Origin of the sequence: Pantoea eucalypti, assembly GCF_009646115.1 — a bacterium.
GTDB lineage: Bacteria > Pseudomonadota > Gammaproteobacteria > Enterobacterales > Enterobacteriaceae > Pantoea > Pantoea eucalypti.
Genome location: NZ_CP045720.1, coordinates 1,242,223 through 1,261,984, shown reverse-complemented (window position 1 = coordinate 1,261,984; position 19,762 = coordinate 1,242,223). Strand labels below are relative to the sequence as shown.

At 57.2% G+C, this 19,762-nt stretch carries 22 protein-coding genes; 2 read left to right on the top strand and 20 right to left on the bottom strand.

All coding sequences use genetic code 11. From position 1 onward, the window contains the following. Position 1 precedes the first annotated feature (1 nt). The 6 genes from EE896_RS05985 to prmB are packed head-to-tail and all read right to left on the bottom strand — an operon-like array spanning position 2 to position 4,588. Entirely contained in the window at positions 2 to 286 is a 285-nt protein-coding gene (locus EE896_RS05985; protein ID WP_003854283.1) for a YfcL family protein, read from the bottom strand. Positions 287 to 318: 32 nt separating this feature from the next. After that, positions 319 to 864, bottom strand: coding sequence for an elongation factor P hydroxylase (locus EE896_RS05980; protein WP_140916290.1), 546 nt, complete (start codon positions 862 to 864; stop codon positions 319 to 321). 19 nt (positions 865 to 883) lie between these two features. After that, a complete protein-coding gene (locus EE896_RS05975; protein ID WP_003854285.1) occupies positions 884 to 1,687 on the bottom strand; it encodes a sulfite exporter TauE/SafE family protein in 804 nt (267 codons plus the stop codon). Between the two features lie 8 nt (positions 1,688 to 1,695). Then, on the bottom strand, positions 1,696 to 2,520 hold the full coding sequence (gene mepA / locus EE896_RS05970; protein WP_003854286.1) for a penicillin-insensitive murein endopeptidase: 825 nt from the start codon (positions 2,518 to 2,520) through the stop codon (positions 1,696 to 1,698). A 4-nt stretch (positions 2,521 to 2,524) separates the two neighbouring features. Then, positions 2,525 to 3,610: a chorismate synthase gene (gene aroC / locus EE896_RS05965; protein WP_078804626.1), complete on the bottom strand. Its 1,086-nt coding sequence runs from the start codon at positions 3,608 to 3,610 to the stop codon at positions 2,525 to 2,527. A 45-nt stretch (positions 3,611 to 3,655) separates the two neighbouring features. Further along, positions 3,656 to 4,588, bottom strand: a complete 933-nt coding sequence (gene prmB, locus EE896_RS05960; protein WP_008926490.1) for a 50S ribosomal protein L3 N(5)-glutamine methyltransferase — start codon at positions 4,586 to 4,588, stop codon at positions 3,656 to 3,658. Between the two features lie 159 nt (positions 4,589 to 4,747). Here prmB and smrB point away from each other — a divergent pair, with 159 nt between their 5' ends. Continuing rightward, the gene (gene smrB, locus EE896_RS05955; RefSeq protein ID WP_140916291.1) at positions 4,748 to 5,296 is read left to right on the top strand and encodes an endonuclease SmrB; all 549 of its coding nucleotides are present in this window, start codon (positions 4,748 to 4,750) and stop codon (positions 5,294 to 5,296) included. A 29-nt stretch (positions 5,297 to 5,325) separates the two neighbouring features. Here the strand turns inward: smrB and sixA are convergent, their stop codons facing one another. The 4 genes from sixA to EE896_RS05935 all read right to left on the bottom strand — a co-directional run bounded on the left by sixA (position 5,326) and on the right by EE896_RS05935 (position 9,894). Further along, the gene (gene sixA / locus EE896_RS05950; RefSeq protein ID WP_033763107.1) at positions 5,326 to 5,808 is read right to left on the bottom strand and encodes a phosphohistidine phosphatase SixA; all 483 of its coding nucleotides are present in this window, start codon (positions 5,806 to 5,808) and stop codon (positions 5,326 to 5,328) included. 224 nt (positions 5,809 to 6,032) lie between these two features. Further along, complete coding sequence (fadJ, locus tag EE896_RS05945; RefSeq protein WP_140916293.1) at positions 6,033 to 8,129, bottom strand: fatty acid oxidation complex subunit alpha FadJ; 2,097 nt, start codon at positions 8,127 to 8,129, stop codon at positions 6,033 to 6,035. Next, the gene (gene fadI, locus EE896_RS05940; RefSeq protein WP_140916295.1) at positions 8,129 to 9,439 is read right to left on the bottom strand and encodes an acetyl-CoA C-acyltransferase FadI; all 1,311 of its coding nucleotides are present in this window, start codon (positions 9,437 to 9,439) and stop codon (positions 8,129 to 8,131) included. Before fadI ends, fadJ begins: the two co-directional genes overlap by 1 nt. A gap of 158 nt (positions 9,440 to 9,597) precedes the next feature. After that, positions 9,598 to 9,894, bottom strand: coding sequence for a YfcZ/YiiS family protein (locus tag EE896_RS05935; protein ID WP_140033178.1), 297 nt, complete (start codon positions 9,892 to 9,894; stop codon positions 9,598 to 9,600). 358 nt (positions 9,895 to 10,252) lie between these two features. On the opposite strand from EE896_RS05935, the gene fadL reads away from it, so the two are divergent. Then, complete coding sequence (gene fadL, locus EE896_RS05930) at positions 10,253 to 11,536, top strand: long-chain fatty acid transporter FadL (RefSeq protein WP_008926495.1); 1,284 nt, start codon at positions 10,253 to 10,255, stop codon at positions 11,534 to 11,536. 317 nt (positions 11,537 to 11,853) lie between these two features. Here the strand turns inward: fadL and mlaA are convergent, their stop codons facing one another. From mlaA to ccmA, 10 genes are all read right to left on the bottom strand, one after another. Further along, positions 11,854 to 12,618: a phospholipid-binding lipoprotein MlaA gene (mlaA, locus tag EE896_RS05925; RefSeq protein ID WP_003853085.1), complete on the bottom strand. Its 765-nt coding sequence runs from the start codon at positions 12,616 to 12,618 to the stop codon at positions 11,854 to 11,856. Positions 12,619 to 12,768: 150 nt separating this feature from the next. Continuing rightward, complete coding sequence (ccmI, locus tag EE896_RS05920) at positions 12,769 to 13,980, bottom strand: c-type cytochrome biogenesis protein CcmI (RefSeq protein WP_140916296.1); 1,212 nt, start codon at positions 13,978 to 13,980, stop codon at positions 12,769 to 12,771. Beyond that, complete coding sequence (locus tag EE896_RS05915; protein WP_003853088.1) at positions 13,980 to 14,432, bottom strand: cytochrome c-type biogenesis protein; 453 nt, start codon at positions 14,430 to 14,432, stop codon at positions 13,980 to 13,982. The genes ccmI and EE896_RS05915 overlap by 1 nt, the downstream gene beginning before the upstream one ends. Then, positions 14,429 to 14,986: a DsbE family thiol:disulfide interchange protein gene (locus EE896_RS05910; RefSeq protein ID WP_039659714.1), complete on the bottom strand. Its 558-nt coding sequence runs from the start codon at positions 14,984 to 14,986 to the stop codon at positions 14,429 to 14,431. The genes EE896_RS05915 and EE896_RS05910 overlap by 4 nt, the downstream gene beginning before the upstream one ends. Then, a complete protein-coding gene (locus EE896_RS05905; protein ID WP_140916298.1) occupies positions 14,983 to 16,941 on the bottom strand; it encodes a heme lyase CcmF/NrfE family subunit in 1,959 nt (652 codons plus the stop codon). Before EE896_RS05905 ends, EE896_RS05910 begins: the two co-directional genes overlap by 4 nt. Then, a complete protein-coding gene (gene ccmE, locus EE896_RS05900) occupies positions 16,938 to 17,423 on the bottom strand; it encodes a cytochrome c maturation protein CcmE (protein WP_008926498.1) in 486 nt (161 codons plus the stop codon). Before ccmE ends, EE896_RS05905 begins: the two co-directional genes overlap by 4 nt. Then, positions 17,420 to 17,653: a heme exporter protein CcmD gene (gene ccmD, locus EE896_RS05895; RefSeq protein WP_039659712.1), complete on the bottom strand. Its 234-nt coding sequence runs from the start codon at positions 17,651 to 17,653 to the stop codon at positions 17,420 to 17,422. Before ccmD ends, ccmE begins: the two co-directional genes overlap by 4 nt. After that, on the bottom strand, positions 17,650 to 18,390 hold the full coding sequence (locus EE896_RS05890) for a heme ABC transporter permease (protein WP_008926499.1): 741 nt from the start codon (positions 18,388 to 18,390) through the stop codon (positions 17,650 to 17,652). Before EE896_RS05890 ends, ccmD begins: the two co-directional genes overlap by 4 nt. 67 nt (positions 18,391 to 18,457) lie before the next feature. Continuing rightward, positions 18,458 to 19,117: a heme exporter protein CcmB gene (gene ccmB, locus EE896_RS05885; RefSeq protein WP_008926500.1), complete on the bottom strand. Its 660-nt coding sequence runs from the start codon at positions 19,115 to 19,117 to the stop codon at positions 18,458 to 18,460. Further along, positions 19,117 to 19,734, bottom strand: coding sequence for a cytochrome c biogenesis heme-transporting ATPase CcmA (gene ccmA, locus EE896_RS05880; protein ID WP_140916299.1), 618 nt, complete (start codon positions 19,732 to 19,734; stop codon positions 19,117 to 19,119). Before ccmA ends, ccmB begins: the two co-directional genes overlap by 1 nt. Positions 19,735 to 19,762: the final 28 nt, after the last annotated feature.

Genomic DNA, 19,762 nt, shown 5'->3' with positions numbered 1-19,762 from the left:
GTCAGGCGGAGAGCTGACGAGCCTGGACAAACAGGTTGTCCCACATCCCCACCACTAATGCCTGATCGCGCGGCGAGAGTTCACCCGCCGCAATGGCATTTTGCAGGCTGCGGGAGACCTGAATCTGCAGCGCTTCTGGCGTATGTTCGCCCAGTTGCTCCACCTCGGCCACGGCCAGTGTCAGATGCCCGCGCAGATAACCGCTGGCGAACAGCTCATCGTCACTGGCATGCTCGACCATGTCGTCAATCAGGGCCAGAATACGCGCTTCAAATTCTGCGATCATCTCAATTCCTCTATTTATAATGCCTTTCTGCATCACAGATCTTCCGGCCAGGGAAACTGCGACGCTGTTAATGACGGCCTGCCATAAAATTCCGCCAGGGCGGTAATAAAACGCGCGGGACGGTCGGGAATGCCCGACGTCAGATAGCTCATGACCTGAGCATGGACTTTACGCTGAAACGCAATGCGATCCGGCTCACAATCTCCGTCGAGATTGTCACAACTCACGTTGAAGGGAAAGCCTGCCGCCGTACAAAACATCCACTCCAGCGCCTGCGGCTTCACTTCCACTGCTTCAAACTGACTCTGGGTCAGCGCGTCGCGGCCATCCGGGCAGTACCAGTAGCCAAAATCGACCAGTTTGCGGCGGGCTTCACCGGCGATGCACCAGTGTGAGATCTCGTGAAGAGCGCTGGCGTAGAAGCCGTGGGCAAAGACCACGCGGTTCCACGGCGACTCTGCATCCGCAGGAAGATAGATCGGTTCATCGTCGCCTTTAATTAGACGGGTCTGAAATTCATCGCTGAAACAGCGATCAAACAGCGTGATCAGCTGTTCATAATGATGAGTCGGGTTCATGACGGTATCACGTAAAAAGTTACGAATGCAGCGTGGCCAGCCAGGCCAGAACGTCGCTGCCGTGGCTGTCCCACAGTAATTTAATGCTCATGACGGCAGAGACAATGACCACCATCGGGCGGATCAGTTTCTGTCCGCGGCTCAGCACCAGCCGCGCGCCCAGACGCGCGCCGCAGAACGCGCCGAGCATCATAACCAGGCCGGTTCCCCACACCACTTTGCCACCGAACATAAAGAACAGCAGGCTGCCCAGGTTTGAAGTGAAGTTAAGGACCTTGGCGTGTGCGGTCGCTTTGGCCAGGTTGTAGCCGCAGAGCGTGACGAAAGCCAGTGCATAAAAGGAGCCTGCGCCCGGTCCGAAAAATCCGTCGTAGAATCCCACGGCTCCGCCGCCCACCAGCGCATAAGCCAGGCCATGCAGGCGGCGCGCCTGATCCACTTCCCCCAGGCGCGGCATCAGCAGGAACCACAGGCCGATGGCGATTAAAAACAGCGGCAGCATCTGACGCAGAAAATCCGCCTGCAGACGCTGAATCAGTATCGCACCCAGCACGGACCCCATCAGCGTCATGGCGATATTCAGCCACTGCTCATTCAGCTTCACTGCACCGCGCCGGACAAAGTAGAGGCTGGCGGAAAACGATCCGCCGACCGATTGCAGTTTATTGGTCGCCAGCGCCTGGGCAGGAGAGAGGCCCGCCGCCAGCAACGAAGGTACCGTAAGTAATCCCCCGCCACCCGCGATTGAATCAATAAAACCGGCCAGCATGGCGATTAAAAACAGCAGCCCGACCAGCAGCGGGCTGACCACAAACCAATCCATGGAATCCCTTACAGTAAATGTTTATCCAGCAGGGCCTGACAGGCAGGCGGCAGCGGCGGTGGCTCACGTTTCACCGGTGCACCAGAACCCGGTTGCTTAGGCAGGAACCAGCTCTGCAGTTCTGCGCCACAGCCATCGCCTGGCGGCGGTGCAGGCTGATCTTCACAGCCAATACTGCCTGCCGGGCAGCGCAGCCGCACATGCATATGGGCACGATGAGCAAACCACGGACGCACTTTACGCAGCCAGTCGCGATCGTTACCTGCATCAGCACAAAGCTGCTTTTTAATTGCCGGATTGACGAAGATGCGTGTGACATCATCATCTTTGGCCGCCAGTTTAATCAGGCTGTCGATTTCCGGCTGCCAGTGGCGCGCAATGACATTTTTATCGCCTGGCCCAACCAGATCCAGCGGCTGCGGCTTCAGCAGTTGCTGCGCGCTCCAGCGGCTTTTTGGTAGCTGCAGCCAGATATCTACATCCAGTCCGGTCTGATGACTGGCGTGACCGCTGCTGAAGCGCCCGCCTGCTGCCATGCCCATGTCGCCAATCAGCACGTTACCCAGTTGCAGGTTATGCACCTGGGTGCTGAGCCGCTGAATAAACTGAATCAGATCGGGATGACCGAAATAACGCCGCTGATCCTGCCGCATCACCTGATAGTTGGGTGAATTCAGCGGCAGCGACTGCGCGCCAACAATACAGCCATTGGCAAAGCCGCCAATCGATTGCGGTGCGCCGCTGATTGGATGCTGAATATTTTGCCACGGCGTCGCCGCCAGGCTTGAGGCGCTGATCAGCAGCGCACTCAGGGTAAGCAGGAGCGCTTTCATGCCATCACCAGCGCGGCACGGAGCTGTTAACATCACCGTTCTGCGCCCGCTGGCGCAGCAGATGATCCATCAGCACGATCGCCATCATCGCCTCCGCGATCGGCACGGCACGGATCCCCACGCAGGGATCGTGACGACCTTTGGTGATCATCTCCACTTCTTCGCCATCACGGGTAATGGTTTTACCCGGCACGGTGATGCTGGAAGTCGGTTTCATCGCCACATTGGCGCTGATGATCTGACCGCTGCTGATACCGCCCAGAATGCCACCCGCGTGATTGCTCTGGAAACCATCGTGACGGATCTCGTCGCGATGCTGACTGCCGCGCTGGTTTACCACCGCAAAGCCGTCACCGATTTCGACGCCTTTGACGGCATTGATACTCATCAGCGCGTGCGCCAGATCGGCGTCCAGTCGGTCGAAGACCGGCTCGCCCAGGCCTGGTGGCACGTTCTCAGCCATGACAGTGACTTTGGCGCCAATGGAGTCGCCCTCTTTTTTCAGGCCGCGCATCAGTTCGTCCAGCGCTTCCAGCTTGTCAGCATCCGGGCAGAAGAACGGGTTCTCTTCTACGATGCTCCAGTCTTTCAGCTCGCAGGCGATATCACCAATCTGTGACAGATAGCCGCGCACCACCACACCGTGTTTCATCTGCAGGTATTTCTTGGCGATGGCACCCGCCGCCACACGCATCGCGGTTTCGCGCGCCGACGAGCGGCCGCCGCCACGGTAGTCGCGCTGACCATATTTCTGCTCGTAGGTGTAATCCGCATGGCCCGGACGGAACAGATCTTTGATCGCGCCGTAATCCTGCGAGCGCTGATCGGTGTTCTCAATCAGCAGGCCAATTGAGGTGCCGGTCGTCACGCCTTCAAACACACCGGACAAAATTTTCACCTGATCCGGCTCGCGGCGCTGCGTGGTATAGCGCGATGTACCAGGACGACGGCGATCGAGATCGTGCTGAATATCGGCTTCGGTCAGCGGAATGCCGGGCGGCACGCCGTCAACAATGCAGCCCAGCGCAAGACCGTGGGACTCGCCGAAGGTGGTTACTCGAAAAAATTGCCCGATGCTGTTTCCGGCCATGCTGTTTCCTTCTCAGGGTTTGGCGGGCGATACTTCGCCCCACTTTTAGTCTTTATAAAAAGAGAAATGGTGTTGTGCGTCGACAATCTGCTGGCGCGTCAGCGTAAAGACGCCGTCACCGCCGTTGTCGAATTCCAGCCAGGTAAAGGGCACATCGGGATACTGCTCGATCATGTGCACCATGCTGTTGCCCACTTCGCAGACCAGAACGCCCTGCTCGCTGAGATAGTCAGGTGCACACGCCAGAATACGGCGCACCAGCTTCAGGCCATCGCTGCCTGCCGCCAGACCCAGCTCAGGTTCGTGACGATATTCGTTTGGCAGATCATCCATGTCTTCCGCATCCACATACGGCGGATTCGTGACGATCAGATCGTATTTTAGCTGTGGCAGTTCGCGGAACAGGTCAGCACGAATTGGCGTCACCTGATGAATCAGTCCATGCTCTTCAATATTCTGCTCGGCGACGGCCAGCGCACCGGTGGAGATATCCACGGCGTCCACTTCCGCTTCCGGGAAGGCATAGGCGCAGGCAATCGCGATGCAGCCGCTGCCGGTACACATATCCAGAATATGACGCGGCGGCGTGCTGACCAGGCCGGCAAAGCGGTTCTCAATCAGTTCGCCAATGGGTGAACGTGGAACCAGCACGCGCTCATCCACAAAGAATTCGTGACCGCAGAACCAGGCTTTATTGGTCAGATAGGCGACCGGAATGCGCTCGTTGACGCGACGGATAACGCGCTCAACGATCAGCAGACGTTCGCTGGCGGTCAGACGCGCGTTGCGCATATCTTCCGGAATATCCAGCGGCAGCCAGAGTGACGGCAGGACCAGTTGAACGGCTTCGTCCCAGGGATTGTCTGTACCATGTCCGTACCAGATTCCGGCAGCGGAAAAGCGGCTGACCGCCCAGCGCAGCATGTCCTGAATGGTGTGCAGTTCGTTCACTGCCTCATCGACGAAAATTTTGTCCACGTAGCCCTCCGCAGGCCTTTTGCTAAATCGGCCAGTAGTGTGCCATGAAGCCGGGGAGAATTCAGCGCAGCGAGGTGAAAAAGCTGACATTTAATGACACTTAACGGTAAGGTAGCGGCTCTGCTGTGTGACAGCCTTTTCTGATATGACTGACCTGCCATGAGTAAAAAAACACCACTAAGCCCGGATGATGAAGCGCTGTTTCGCCAGTTAATGACCGGAACACGTCAGTTAAAACAGGACACCTTTGTCCATAAAGCGCCGGTGAAAACCCGCCAGATTCCGGTGAAACGTCTGCTTTCAGAGCAGGCGGACAACAGTCACTACTTTTCGGATGAGTTTCAGCCGCTGCTTTCTACGGAAGGGGCAACCCGTTACGTTCGCGCCGATGTCAGTCACTTTGAGCTGAAAAAATTGCGTCGCGGCGACTATACGCCAGAGATTTTCCTGGATCTGCACGGATTAACGCAGCAGCAGGCCAAGCAGGAGCTGGGGGCACTCATCGCCGCCTGCCGCCGTGAACATCTGTTCTGCGCCAGCGTCATGACCGGTCATGGGAAGCATATTCTGAAGCAGCAGACGCCGCTGTGGCTGGCCCAGCATCCGTGGGTGATGGCTTTTCATCAGGCGCCGAAGATGTTTGGCGGTGACGCCGCGCTGCTGGTATTGATTGAGATTGAGGAGTGGCAACCGCCTGAGTTGTCATAAAAGGGGCCGACGGGATCGGCCCAGAGACGTCAGATCGCTTTCGCCAGTTTTTTGGGACTGACCTGCCACAGCAATTTACCTGCGCTTGCCGCGGGATCGAACTCCACGCAGGCAATGGCGGAAGTGGCAAACATGGGCGGTGCTTCCTGTGGGCACAGTTCAGAGACTAAATACCCTACCAACGGTAAATGTGAGATCACCAGCGCCGATTTCACGCCTTCATTCGCCAGCGCCTGCAGATAGCACCCTACCATCTCAGGATCGCCACCCGGCGTTAACTCCGGCAGAACGTCCTGGCCTTCCGGCAGGGGAAAGGCTTCACGCACCGTCGCGAGCGTTTGCTGCGCGCGTAAATAGGGACTCACCATTACTCGCTCAATGTCCGGCGTCTGGCTGTTAAGCCAGTTGGCCATTTGACGTGATTCGTTGCAGCCACATAAGGTCAATGGCCTGACTGAATCACTGGCTGCTTCCAGAGCCGCATCGCCGTGACGCATGATAAAAACTTGCATAAAGCACCGCTGTTGTTTGTCGACATCGCCCGACGCGTAGCGCCTGACTCTTCACTCTGCGAATGAACGCTGTGTTTTACCCTAATGGCTTCAGTATAGTCAACCGGTTGTTTATTAAATAAGCACTTCTCAGAATCATGCTGCGCCGCACACTCTGGCGGCGTTTTTCTAAGCCGCTGAATCGGATTGGTTATTCCATTTTCAGCAGAAATGTAAAATTTCGTCTATTTTTTAGCCGCCTCAATCAGCGCGTCACAGGGTGTAAAACGTTCCCCATGTTGCTGCGTAAGCCGGGTTAATCTGTTGACCATTTCCGCCGCGCCCAGTTTGTCCATGTAGTGGAACGGACCACCCAAAAATGGCGGAAAGCCGATGCCAAACACGGCACCGATATCGCCATCGCGCGCGCAGCGGATCACCTGCTCGTCAAGACAGCGGGCCGCCTCATTGAGCATCATCATGACACAGCGTTCAGCAATCTGTGCCTCACTCTGCCTGGCTTTCGGTGTGACCTTCAGCAAAGTATAAAGTGAGGCGTCAGGTTTTTTACGCTGCCAGCGCGCCTGGTCATAGCGATAAAAGCCTTTGCTGTTTTTACGTCCCTTGCGGCCATCTTTCAGCACCGCATCAAACGCGGCCGGCGCGGCAAAGCGTTCGCCATAGGCCTGATGCAGGATGGGACTGATTTTACTGCCGACGTCGATACCCACCTCATCCAGCAGCTGAATCGGGCCGACCGGAAAACCAAACTTCACCAGCGCCCGATCAATATGGTCGATGGGTTCGCCCTCCAGCAGGCAGCGCATCGCTTCATTTATATAAGGCGTCAGGATGCGGTTAACATAGAAACCCGGCTTGTCCGCCACCACAATCGGGGTTTTGCCCTGGCTGCGTGCCAGTGCCACAATCGTCACCAGCGTTGCGGTTGAGGTGTTCAGATGGGGAATCACTTCCACCAGCGGCATTTTTTCGACCGGACTGAAATAGTGCAGCCCGATGACGTTCTCAGGACGTTGCGCTTTGACGGCGATCTCTTCGATCGGCAACGAAGAGGTGTTTGAGGCAAACAGCGTGTGCGGCTGGCAGTGTGCTTCCACTTCGCTCACCATCTGCTGCTTCAGCGCTAAATCTTCGAATACGGCTTCGATCACCACATCACGCTGTGAAAAGCCCTGATAATCTGTGCCGCCCGTGATACGAGCCATCTGCTGTTGACGCTGTGCCGGCGTCAGCTGGCGTCGTTTAACCTTTTTACTCAGCAGCTCCCAGCTGGTTTTCAGCGCATGGTTTACCCCTTCCAGGCTGATATCTTTGATGCGCACCGGCAAGCCCGCGTTGATGGCGGTGACGCTGGCGATGCCGCCGCCCATCAGGCCACCGCCGAGAATAGCGACGCTTTTCACCCTGGCAGGCTCCGCGTCTCCGCCCCGCTCTTTCTTCATGGCCGTGGTCGCGAAGAAGATGCCGCGCAGCGCAACGGATTCTGGCGTCATCGCCAGTTCACCAAAGGCACGCGCTTCAGCATCATGTCCTGCCCGGCTGCCCTGTTCCAGCCCGATGCGCACCACCTCAATAATGCGATTTGCCGCCGGATAATTGCCCTGGGTTTTAGCGGCTGTCTGACGGCTCGCCAGGGCAAACAGTGCCTGACGGCCAATCGGGCCATGCAGCAGACGGTCGCGCAGCGGCAGCGTTCGTCCGCTGACCTTGCCCTTTTTCACACGGGCGATGGCGGTCTCCAGCAGAATCGCCTGCGGCACCGCGTCATCAACCACACCCAGCTTACGTGCCTGTTTAGCCCGCAGCGTTTTGCCAGTCAGAATCAGCGGCAGCGCCTGCTGCACGCCGATTAAGCGTGGCAGCCGCTGAGTGCCGCCAGAGCCTGGCAGCAAGCCGAGCTGTACCTCCGGTAATCCGAGCCGGGTTTTATCATCCAGCGAACAGATACGTGCATCGCAGGCCAGCGCCAGCTCCAGTCCGCCGCCGAGGCAGGCACCGTGGATGGCTGCAACCACCGGGAACGGCAGCGCGTCGAGCGCAGCCATCACTTCCTGGCCCTGTTTTGCCAGCGCTTCAGCTTCCTGCGCGCTCTTGCAGCGGTCGATCATGCTGATGTCCGCACCCGCAATGAAGTTATCCGGCTTGCCGGAAATCAGCACCAGGCCAGCCAGCTTTGGATCGCGCCGCGCCTCCGCAATAATCGCGATGATCTGACCGGCAAATTCCGCTTTCAGGGTGTTCATTTTCTCATCAGGGACATCAATCGTGATGATGCCGACGTGATCCAGTCGCATCTTCAGATGAAACGCATTCTGCTCCATTATTCGGCCTCCAGAACCATTGCCGCACCCAGACCACCTGCTGCACAGGCAGTGACCAGTCCTAACCCGCCACCCCGGCGGCGTAATTCGTTCAGCGTCTGGGTAATCATGCGCGCGCCCGTGGCGGCGAAAGGATGACCATAGGCGATTGAACCGCCCAGCACGTTAAAGCGCTCTTCATTCACTTCGCCCAGCGCATGCGGACGATTCAGTACCTCACGGGCAAAGCGCTCATCGCGAAACATCTGCAGGTTGCTCAGCGTCTGGGCGGCAAACGCTTCATGCATATCGATCAGCGTCAGATCGGCCAGGGTCACGCCAGCGCGATCCAGGGCCAGTGGTGAAGCGTACGCCGGACCCAGCAGCATATCCTGCTGCACCCCGATAGCGGAAAAAGCGTAGCTGCGCAGATAACCCAGCGGTCTGATACCCAGCTCGCGGGCGCGGCCCTCGCGCATCAGAATCACCGCGGCCGCGCCGTCGGTGAGTGGCGTACTGTTGGCCGCAGTAACACTACCGTGCTGGCGATCAAATGCCGGACGCAGTCGGGCGTAATCCTCCGCTTTGGCATTCATACGGACGTTATTATCCTGATCGATAGCGGTTTTCCACGGCGGCACAAAAGCGGCCATCACTTCCTGATTCAGTACCCCGGATTGCCAGGCTCGGGCGGCATGCTGATGGGATCGCAGTGCCAGCGCATCCTGTGCTTCACGGGTAATGCCGTGACTCTTCGCCATCTGTTCGGCTGTGTCGCCCATGCGCAGGCCGGTGGAATACTCCGCCACTGCGGGTGGCACCGGCAGCAGATCGCGTGGGCGCAGACGTCGCAGGATCTGCATTTTCTGCCCGACGCTGCGGGCTTTATTGAGATCCACCAGCGCACGCGCCAGCGTTTTACTGACACCGATTGGCAGCACTGAAGAGGAGTCAGCCCCACCCGCGATGCCCGCAGAGATAGTGCCCGCCATCAGACTTTCTGCCACATTCGCTACCGCCTGAAAACTGGTGGCGCAGGCACGGCTGACGCTGTAAGCGTCGGTATGTACATTCAGCCCGCTGCTTAAAACAATTTCCCGCGCAATGTTCGGCGCTTCCGGCATCTGCACGACCTGGCCAAAGACCAGTTGCTCTATCACTTCAGCGGGAAGTTCACTGCGCGCCATTAATTCGCTGACCACTATACGTCCCAGTTCAATGGCGGGAATGCCATGAAAGCCGGTCGCCTGGCGCAGGAAAGGGGTGCGTAACCCATGGGTTATTGCGATGCGTTCACCATCACGCGTCAGCAGCGGCTGCGCTTTGCTCATTATTCTCACCTGTGGCTGGGACTGTGGCATCATTGCCTGAAGAGGTCTGACCTGATCAGTGTTAACCACAAGCGGGTGAGCCGCCAATATCGGAAAGGAAAAAGTGCGAAGGGAAACACGAAAATGAAAAACGCCGCATGTACGCGGCGCTTTGAGATTTAACGCAAACCGAGCTGAAAAATCAGGGTTTCAGCCTGGCAGCTGAAGGTGAAATCGACATCGAGCTGTACGCCCTGATTCACTTCGCTGAAGCGCGATTCAATCACACAGGGTTCTGATTCAACCTCACCCGCGCGCTGGGTAAGTTGCGCTAATTTCGCTTCCGCATCGGCACGCTGAGCAAACCATTCTGACCAGCTTGCAGTGCAATCGGTGTTATCCATCACTGTGCCCACATCAACACAGCAACAGGCTGCGGTTTCGGTCGCACTGCATTTTTTAATGGCATCAGTCATTTCATTCTCCTGACCAGCATTCTGGCGGTTTGCGCGATTTTATGACCGAAATTTTACCTGCTTGCCCAAAAATGCGCCACGCGTATGGCCCTAAGTGACGAATATCACAATAAAAATTGATCCAGAACAAACTGGAATCGGTATGCTGTGCAGAATTGGGGCTGTTTTGTTAAGCAGATCGAATTTTAAGCGATCAATTCTGAAATATTTGAAAAACAATATTGCAACATGCACACAGGTCGGACCTATACTCTCCGCACTGGTCTGATATGTGCGCTTTACATCAGTCCCTACAATCCGCCGTCCTTTGTTACGCGACGTTATAGCGTTAAATAATAATTCACATGAGGTTGTGGTCATGAACCATAAAAACCTGTTTGCAAAGTCAGCCGTGGCGGCTGCAGTGGCGCTTGTCTCTTCACACGTTTACGCAGCTGGATTTCAGTTAAATGAATTCTCTACGATTGGTTTAGGTCGCGCATATTCAGGCGAAGGGGCAATGGGCGATACGGCGGCGTCAGCCAGCCGTAACCCGGCGACGATGGCATTAATGGATCGTCCTGAATTTTCACTCGGTGCGGTTTATATTGCGCCAGATGTCAACATCAGTGGTCGCAGTCCCAGCGGACGCAGCCTGGATGCCAATAATATTGCCCCGAATCAGTGGATCCCCAATATTCATTACGTTCAGCCTATTAACGATCAGTGGTGGATTGGCGCATCTGCAACGTCAAATTATGGCTTAGCCACAGAGTTTAATAATGGCTACACCGCAGGCGGTTACGGGGGTAAAACCGACCTGATGACCGGCAATTTCAATCTCAGCACCGCCTATCGTCTGAATGATCATTTTAGTGTGGGTGTGGGTTTTGATGCGGTTTACGCCAAAGCCAAAATTGAACGCTATGCAGGTGAATCAGGCGCGAGGCTGGGTATTCCGGCTGATACCCAGGTGGCCCATCTGAAAGGCGATAAGTGGGGCTACGGCTGGAATGCCGGTGTCCTGTATGAAGTGGATGAAAATAACCGCTTCGGCTTTACCTACCGTTCAGAAGTTAAAATTGATTTCGATGGCGATTACAAGAGCAACCTCTCATCACGGCTGAATGCGTTTAATGATCCGACCGTGACCGGTGTTCCTGATGGCACCAACGGCACGACCGTTCCGGGGGCATTAACCCTGAATCTGCCGGAGATGTGGGAAGTGTCGGGCTGGCATAAAGTGGCACCGCAGTGGGCGGTTCACTACAGCCTGGCGTACACCAGCTGGAGTCAGTTCCAGGAGCTGAAAGCGACCGGTTCAAACGGCCAGACGCTGTTCTATAAAGATGAAAGCTTCCACGATGCGTACCGCATTGCGCTGGGCACGACCTATTCCTACGACAAGAACTGGACTTTCCGTACCGGTATTGCGTTTGATGACAGCCCGGTGCCAGCAGATAAGCGTTCTATCTCTATTCCGGACCAGGATCGTTTGTGGCTAAGTGCCGGTACCTCTTATGCCTTTAACGATAATGCCTCTGTTGATTTAGGCATCTCTTATATGCACGGACAGAAAGTGACTGTGAAAGAAGGTCCTTATACCTTTACCTCTGAAGGTAAGGCCTGGCTTTACGGCGCGAACTTTAACTACAAGTTCTGATGGGATAGCACGATCAAAAAGGGCGACTCTGGTGAGTCGCCCTTTTTTGTGGCGGCGGGTCGCTGGCTGGCTCAGGGAGCATGCGCCCTTTGCAAAGACGCAAAACCCGCCATACCTGACTGCTCAGCGCGGGCGATTACGCACCTCATCCCTGAGATGCACCCGCTGCCGGGCCAACGCTTTGCGTTGTTTAAAAACGCTCCCGGCGTTTTTATCCATGGCCCGCGATGCTTTGTTCCGGGCGTATGCTCCCATCACTTCAGCTGCTGTGCGCTCTGCAGAAAAACACAGCGACGCGCAGGCAAGGGATCCTGCACTTACTGCGCGTCGATATCCTTCAGGTCATCCTGAATCGCGGCTGCGTTAGGGTTGTCTTCCGGCTTGAGCTTGCCACCGCGCGCCAGGAAGTCGTGACGCTGGAAGTAAGCGTTACGAATAAAGGCATACGGATCGCTCTGCTGTTTCAGGATCGCATCAGAATCCAGCAGCTGCGCACGGGTCTCGATCCCTTCAAGTGTCCATTTACCGATCGACATCGGCCAGGTCAGCCAGCCAAGAATCGGATAGAGGGTATCAACGTAGTCGCCGCCATCCTGACGAACCGTAAAGCTGCCATAGGCAGGCAGTTCAACGTAAGGACCATAGCCAACGCCGTAATGACCCAGCGTAGTACCGAAACGGTGCGGCTCTTCACGCGCCAGTTCCGGGTTCGCTTTACCGGCAACGTCAATGAAACCGCCCAGGCCCAGCACGCTGTTCAGGAAGAAACGGGTAAAGTGAATACCCGCATCGCGCCCGTCACCCACCAGGATGGCGTTGACCATGCTGGCAGGTTCTTCCAGGTTGCCAAGGAAATTGCTCAGGCCGGTACGTGCCGGAACCGGCACATAATCGCGCCAGGCGACAGCGACCGGACGTAACACATACGGATCCAGCACATTGTAGTTAAAGTTAAACATCGTGCGGTTAAAGCCTTCGAATGGATCGCTGCGCCCGGCAGGATCGCTATTCGCGGGCTTTGAACTGGCACAACCCACCAGAAGGACGCTGGCCACAGCCAGGCTGGTCAGGCGATAATTCATTCCAATCTCCCTGTGCGGATGAAAAAGGTCTACCCATCGTTCAGGTCACAGCCCGGAGTCGAATCGGCTTACCCGATGAGCATAGCTGACTTTGTGCCAGAGGCAGCAGGCAATGGCACGCATCATTGTTAACATTATCAATTTTTACGTTCAGGGAAGCTGCTTATTGATCTCTACCGCGATGGACTGATGCCCATCCCAGGGCGTTACGGCGCTCAGCCCCAGCCAGTCACCCGGCTGCGGATTGGCGCTGCCATCGCGTGAAACGCGCACCCTTACTGCGACCTGATGCTGCGCCGAAAGCAGGCGATCTGGCATCATGGCGTTACTGTCATCGAGCGTCAGCGTCAGCGGGAAATGACTCAGCGGCATCCGCTTAACCGCCACCGGCACGGGTGAATCCCCGTCAGAAACCGAAATATACAACACTCCGTCTGGCGGTAACATTTTTTCTGCCTCAGGTGTCAGCGTCACGGTCAGCGCCAGCTGACGACTCTGCTGCCCTGCCTCACTTCTGGCCTTTTCAATGCTGCGGGCGATCATCGCGTGCCGCTTGTCATCGGCAGGCAACAGAGCTAAAAGCGTCTGCCATGCGTCGATAGCCTGATCGTATTGCTGCTGTCCGTAAGCATTAAACGCCAGCAGGCTCAGCGTCCGCAGGTTGTGCGGATCTGCTTTCAGCAATGATTGCAGCAGCAGTGACGCCTGCCGGTTATCCTGCGGGTCAGAAGATCGCGTCAGAACCTCTGCATAATCCTGTTTGAGCGCCAGATCGTTGGGGGCCAGCTGTAAAGCATGCTCAAAGGCCTGACTGGCGATCTCTGTATTATTCAGCACCATGCCGAGCCGCCCCAGCATCGTCCAGTCGGCCAGATTATCCGGTTCTGTTTGCAATGCGGTACGCAATCCGAGCTCTAAACGCGCCAGCTCTTCCATGCTCAGCGGTTTAGCGCCAGGGTCCATCAGACGGGCACGCAGCTCAGGATACGCCTGCTGCACCTGCATCCAGCCAGTGAATTGTGCCAGGCCGCCGGTTTTCAGATAAGTGCCCAGCGAGACCGCAATCAGTACAATCAGGCCTGGCAGCAAAATCCAGCGGCTGCTGGTGTGTGATTGCATTGCCTGTGACGGCGGAATATCCGCCAGTAGTGTCTGCTCTAATTCCCGCTCCATCAGCGGACGTTCAGCGACCACGCCCTGCGCTTCATCCTGCGCCAGCTCATCTATGCGCTGATGGTAGAAGCGCTGATTAAGACGATCGCGATCGCCTGTGCTGGCCTGACGTTGCCGCCAGCCCGCCGCCATAAACAGCGTGCAGGCTGCCAGCAGTAACAGAAAAAGGGTGATCCAAAATGCACTCATTACGGCTTCCTGTCTGACTTCAGTAGCGCATTAAGACGCTGTTGCTCATCTTCATCCAGCTCGCTGCGGGTTTTACGCTGACGGCTGCGCAGGATGATCACCGCGCCGCCCAGTAGCGCAAACAGCGCCGGGCCCGCCCAGAGAATCAGGGTGGAGGGCGTGACCGGTGGCGAATAGCTGACGAAATTGCCGTAACGCGCCACCATATAGTCGATGATCTGCTGGCGACTCTGGCCCTGCTTCATCAGCTCGTAGACCTTTAATCGCATGTCGGCGGCAATCATGGCATTCGAGTCGGCGATGCTGTTGTTCTGACATTTCGGACAACGCAACGACGCAGTCAGGTCACGGTATTGCTCTTCCTGGGCTACCGAGTCAAATTGCAGCGTGTCGATGGTCGCCCAGAGATTGATGCTGAACAGCAGGCCGCAGAGCAGTAACAGCGTTCTCATGATCCCGCCTCCGCGCTGTATTTCATCCACAACGGTTTCACTTCCTGCTCCCAGACACGCACATTCAGATCGCCCGCATGGCGATAACGAATGATTCCTTTGCCGTCGATCAGGAAGGTTTCCGGCGCGCCATAGACACCAAGATCGAGTCCCAGCATACCGTTGCCATCATAAAGACTCAGCGCATAGGGATTGCCCAGCGTGTTCAGCCAGTTAACGGCCTTGCGTCGATCGTCTTTGTAGTTCAGCCCCACCACGCGGATGCCCTGCTCCGCCAGCGTATTCAGATACTGATGCTCTGCGCGGCAGGTCGGACACCAGGTCGCCCAGACATTCAGCAACATCGGCTTGCCATCCGTCAGCACATGCTGATCGTAGATTTTGCCCGGCTGATCCAGTGCTTCCAGCCGGAACAGCGGCACCGGTTTGCCAATCAGCGCAGATTCGAGTCGGGTCGGATCGTCACCCTCGGCATTGCGGGTCAGCTGCCACAGCAGCGCCGCCGCCAGCAGCAGAAACAGCATCAGGGGAATGAACAGGATTTTCTTATTCATGTCCGCGCCTCCGTTTCCGCTTTTTTGCGCGAACGGTAGCGGGGATCGAACAGGCAGAATAGGCCACCCAGCGCCATCAGTGCGCCACCGAACCAGATCCAGCGAACAAAGGGTTTGTAGTAAATGCGCACGGCCCAGCTGTCATCATCCAGCTCTTCGCCCAGCGCCGCATAGAGATCGCGGCTGAAACCGCCATCGATCGCCGCTTCAGTCATCATGGTGCGGGCAGCGGTGTAAAAGCGTTTTTCCGCCTGCAGTGTTGCTTCATGTTTGCCGTTGCGGGTGACATCAATAATACCCATGCCGCCGCTGTAGTTCGGCCCCTGCAGATTCTGCACACCACGGAAGACAAAGTGATAGTGATGAATATCGACACTATCGCCTGCTTTCATCCGCACATCGCGCTCCACGCTGTACTGCGTGCTGAATGCAATGCCAATCACCGTGACCCCTACGCCCAGATGGCCCAGCACCATGCCCCAGTGACTGCGTGACAGATGACGTAATCCGGCAAAGAACAGGTGACGATGGGTGGCGCGTTCGTGCAGCTCCAGCAGTGTCAGTACAATAATCCAGAGCGACATCAGCAGGCCAACCACGGTCATCGCCTCAATGCGATCCTGCAACCACCAGGGAATGATCATGGAACAGGCCAGGGTCACGATCAGCGCCAGTGCCAGCCGTTTTGCCAGCTTTTGCGGTTCATCGCGACGCCAGCGCACCAGCGGTCCGATTCCCATCAGTAGCGCAAACGGCGCCATCAGCCAGCTGAACATGGTGTTGAAGAACGGCTCGCCGACCGAAATGCTGCCCAGCCCCAGTTGCTTATGTACCAGTGGCAACAGCGTGCCGAGCAGGACCACCAGCATCGCGGCAATCAGCAGCACATTATTGCCCAGCAAAAATGATTCGCGCGACCAGGTTTCATTCTGTACCCGGCCACGCACCTGCCCGCCTTTGATGGCGTAAAGCAGCAGCGAACTGCCGATGACAATCACCAGAAACGCGAGGATAAACATCCCGCGCGCCGGATCGGAGGCGAAGGAATGCACCGACACCAGCACCCCGGATCGCACCAGGAACGTCCCCAGCAGGCTCAGCGAAAACGCCGTAATCGCCAGCAGCACAGTCCACGCTTTGAAGGTGCCACGCTTTTCAGTGACCGCCAGCGAGTGCATCAGGGCGGTGCCCGCCAGCCACGGCATAAACGACGCATTTTCAACCGGATCCCAGAACCACCAGCCGCCCCAGCCCAGCTCGTAATAGGCCCACGCCGATCCCAGTACGATGCCAATGGTCAGAAAGACCCAGGCCGCGGTCGTCCACGGGCGTGACCAGCGCGCCCAGGCGGTATCCAGCCGGCCAGCCATCAGTGAGGCGATGGCAAACGCAAACGCCACCGAAAAGCCGACATAGCCCATATAGAGCAGCGGCGGATGGAAGATCAGGCCGATATCCTGCAGCATGGGATTCAGGTCATGGCCGTCTATCGGGAAGTCCGGCAGCGTGCGGCCAAACGGATTAGACGTCAGCAGGATAAACAGCAGGAAGCCAAGATTGATCATCCCCATCACTGCCAGCACGCGTGCCAGCGCATCCTGCGGCATACCACGACTGAATATCGCCACCGCCAGTGTCCAGGTGCTCAGCAGCAACACCCACAACAGCAGCGATCCTTCATGTGCGCCCCAGGTGGCGGCGATGCGATAGTAAACCGGCAGCAGGCTGTTAGAGTTGGTGACGACATAGGCAACGGTAAAGTCGTTGCTGATAAAGGCCCAGACCAGCAGTGCAAACGCCGCCGCGATACAGACAAACAGACCCGAGGCCAGCGGACGCGCCATCGCCATCAGGCGGGCATCCTGGCGCACCGCGCCCCACAGTGGATAGCTGCTCAGCAACAGGGAGAGGCCCAGCGCCAGGCAGAGCAGAAAGGTTCCGATTTCGGGCATCATGATGATTTATTTCCCACCTGATAGCGCGACTGCGGGCCAGTTTGATCACTCTTCATCGCGTTTTCAATCTCCGGCGGCGTATATTTCTCATCATGTTTTGCCAGAACCTCTTTGGCGATCACCTGGTTGCCCGCCGCCAGCACGCCCTGCGCGACAACGCCCTGCCCTTCACGGAACAGGTCCGGCAGGATCCCTTCAAAACTGACGCTGACCACACCACGCGCATCATAAAGTTTGAACGACACAGCCAGCGTTTTCGGATCGCGCCGGACGCTGCCGGGCATCACCATGCCACCGACGCGCAGCCGCTGTCCCGCTTCGGGCTTCTCGTGCGCCTCCCCTTTGCCGTAGAGGATTTCGCCTGGGGTATAGAAGAGATCGATGTTTGAGCGCAGCGCATACATCACCAGCGCGGTGGCCAGGCCAAGACCGAGCAGGATCGCCAGGGCCGCATAAAGGCGGTTGCGTCGACGGATATTCACAACTTCTCTCCTGCCGCTTCAGTCGCGGCTTTTTTCGATTTTGCTGCCCGGATGCGACGTTCACGTGCGTCACGCTGGCGAATCTCCGCCAGCAAACGGCGGCGCAGTAACAGGGTATGCAGCGTCAGGCCGATCAGTGAAAGCAACGTGCAGGCCACTGCCAGCCAGACGTAGAAAGCGTAACCGCCCATCGCAAAGAAGGCGTGCCAGGAGGAAAAGGCTGGAGTCATGCCTGCTCCCCCCGCTTCGCCACATCAATCGCCCAGGGACGATGACGTTCGGTTAACAGAATCAGGTTACGCAGTCGCATCAGCGTCAGCGTAATAAAGACCAGCAGATAACCGAGGATTGCCCAGCGCAGCGGCGTGCGCATAACCGGCGCAATCGCCTGCTGGAGAATGCCCGACGAGCCCTGATGCAGGGTATTCCACCACTGCACTGAGAAGTGAATGATCGGCAGATTGACCACGCCGACCAGAATCAAAATACCCGCGGCCCGGCCTGCGGTGCGGCGGTCATCAAAAGCGTGATACAGCGCAATCACACCCATATAGAGGAACAGCAGTACCAGCTCTGATGTGAGGCGGGCATCCCAGATCCACCAGGTGCCCCACATCGGCTTGCCCCATGCCGAGCCGGTGACCAGCGCAATAAAGGTAAAAACCGCACCCACCGGAGCCATGGCGGCGGAAACCAGATCGGCCATTTTCATCTGCCACACCAGGCCGATAAAGGCGGCGATGGCCATTGAAGCATAAACCCCCATCGACCACATCGCAGCGGGCACATGAATGTACATGATGCGGAAGCTGTCGCCCTGCTGATAGTCAGCGGGTGCGTATCCAAATCCCCAGACCCAGCCCAGCAGCAACGCCGCCAGCCCGGCGATGGCGAACCACGGAACCAGTCGCCCCGAAAACTGATAAAGCCGTTCGGGTCTGGCCAGCTGATGTAACGCTTTCCACATATCAAATGCTCACATTAACGATAAAAGAGTGTTGCCGCGTCTTGTACGCGCGGTTATTGCAAAGTGGCTATTGCAACGTGATGCGTAGCGCCGCCGCCGTAGCAAACGGCGCGAGTGTCGCACTGCCCATCAACATAGCGCCAAGAATCGCCAGATAGCCGCCAATCGGCAACCCCTGACTGGCCGCCTCCATCGCCGCACTGGCGAAGATTAAAACCGGAATAGCCAGCGGTAATACCAGCAGGCTCAGCAGCACGCCGCCGCGCCGTAAACCCACCGTCAGACCCACGCCAATCGCACCGAGAAAACTCAGGGTTGGCGTACCCAGCAACAGCGTCAGGGCCATTGCCCGCCAGCCATTAAAATCCAGTGACAGCAGCAGCGCGGCCAGCGGCGACAGGATAATCAGTGGCACGCCAGTGACCAGCCAGTGCGCCACCACTTTGCCGATAACCGTTACCGGCAGCGGCGTCGGCAGCAACACCAGTTGCTCCAGCGAGCCATCGCTGAAGTCATCACGGAACAGACGCTCCAGCGCCAGCAGCGACGCCAGCAGCGCAGCAACCCAGGCAACGCCCGGTGCAATGCGAGCCAGCTGTTGCGGGTCCGGTCCGATACCTAAAGGAAACAGGGTAATGACGATCAGGAAAAACCAGAGTGGATTGACGACATCCGCGCCGCCACGAAAGGCGATGCGTAATTCACGCTGGATGAGGCGAAACAGCATCACTCTGCCTCCACATCGCCGAGGCGAATTTTACGCACCCGCGCTGCCTCTGCAGGCAAATCCTGATGGGTGGTCAGGATCACTGCACCGCCGTTATCGGCATGCCGGGCGAACTGCGTCATTAATTTTTCAATACCCGCTTTGTCGATGGCGGTCAGCGGCTCGTCAAGAATCCATACGCGAGCCTGACTGAGCCACAGACGTGCCAGCGCTACCCGACGCTGCTGCCCTGCCGACAACCGGCTGACGGGCACCTCTTCGTCGCCCGTGAGATCGACACTTTCCAGCGCAGCAAAAATCTGCGCATTACTGCAATCGGGATGGTAAAAGCGCAGATTTTCCAGTGGCGTGAGCACGCCTTTGACGCCGGGCTGATGACCCAGATAGAGCATCGCCTGATGCCAGCTTTCACGCTGACGCAGGATCGACTGCTGCTGCCAGCGTATTTCACCCTCTTCAGGACGGCTCAGCCCGGCCAGCAGGCGCAGCAACGAGGTTTTACCGGCACCATTGGGGCCTTCAATCTGCACAATGTCACCTGCGGATACGCGAAATGAGAGCCGCCGGAACAGCGACCGTTCGTCGTATGCACAAGTGAGTGTAATGATTTCCAGCATTGAAGGGGGAGTCGCACCAGCTAAAAGT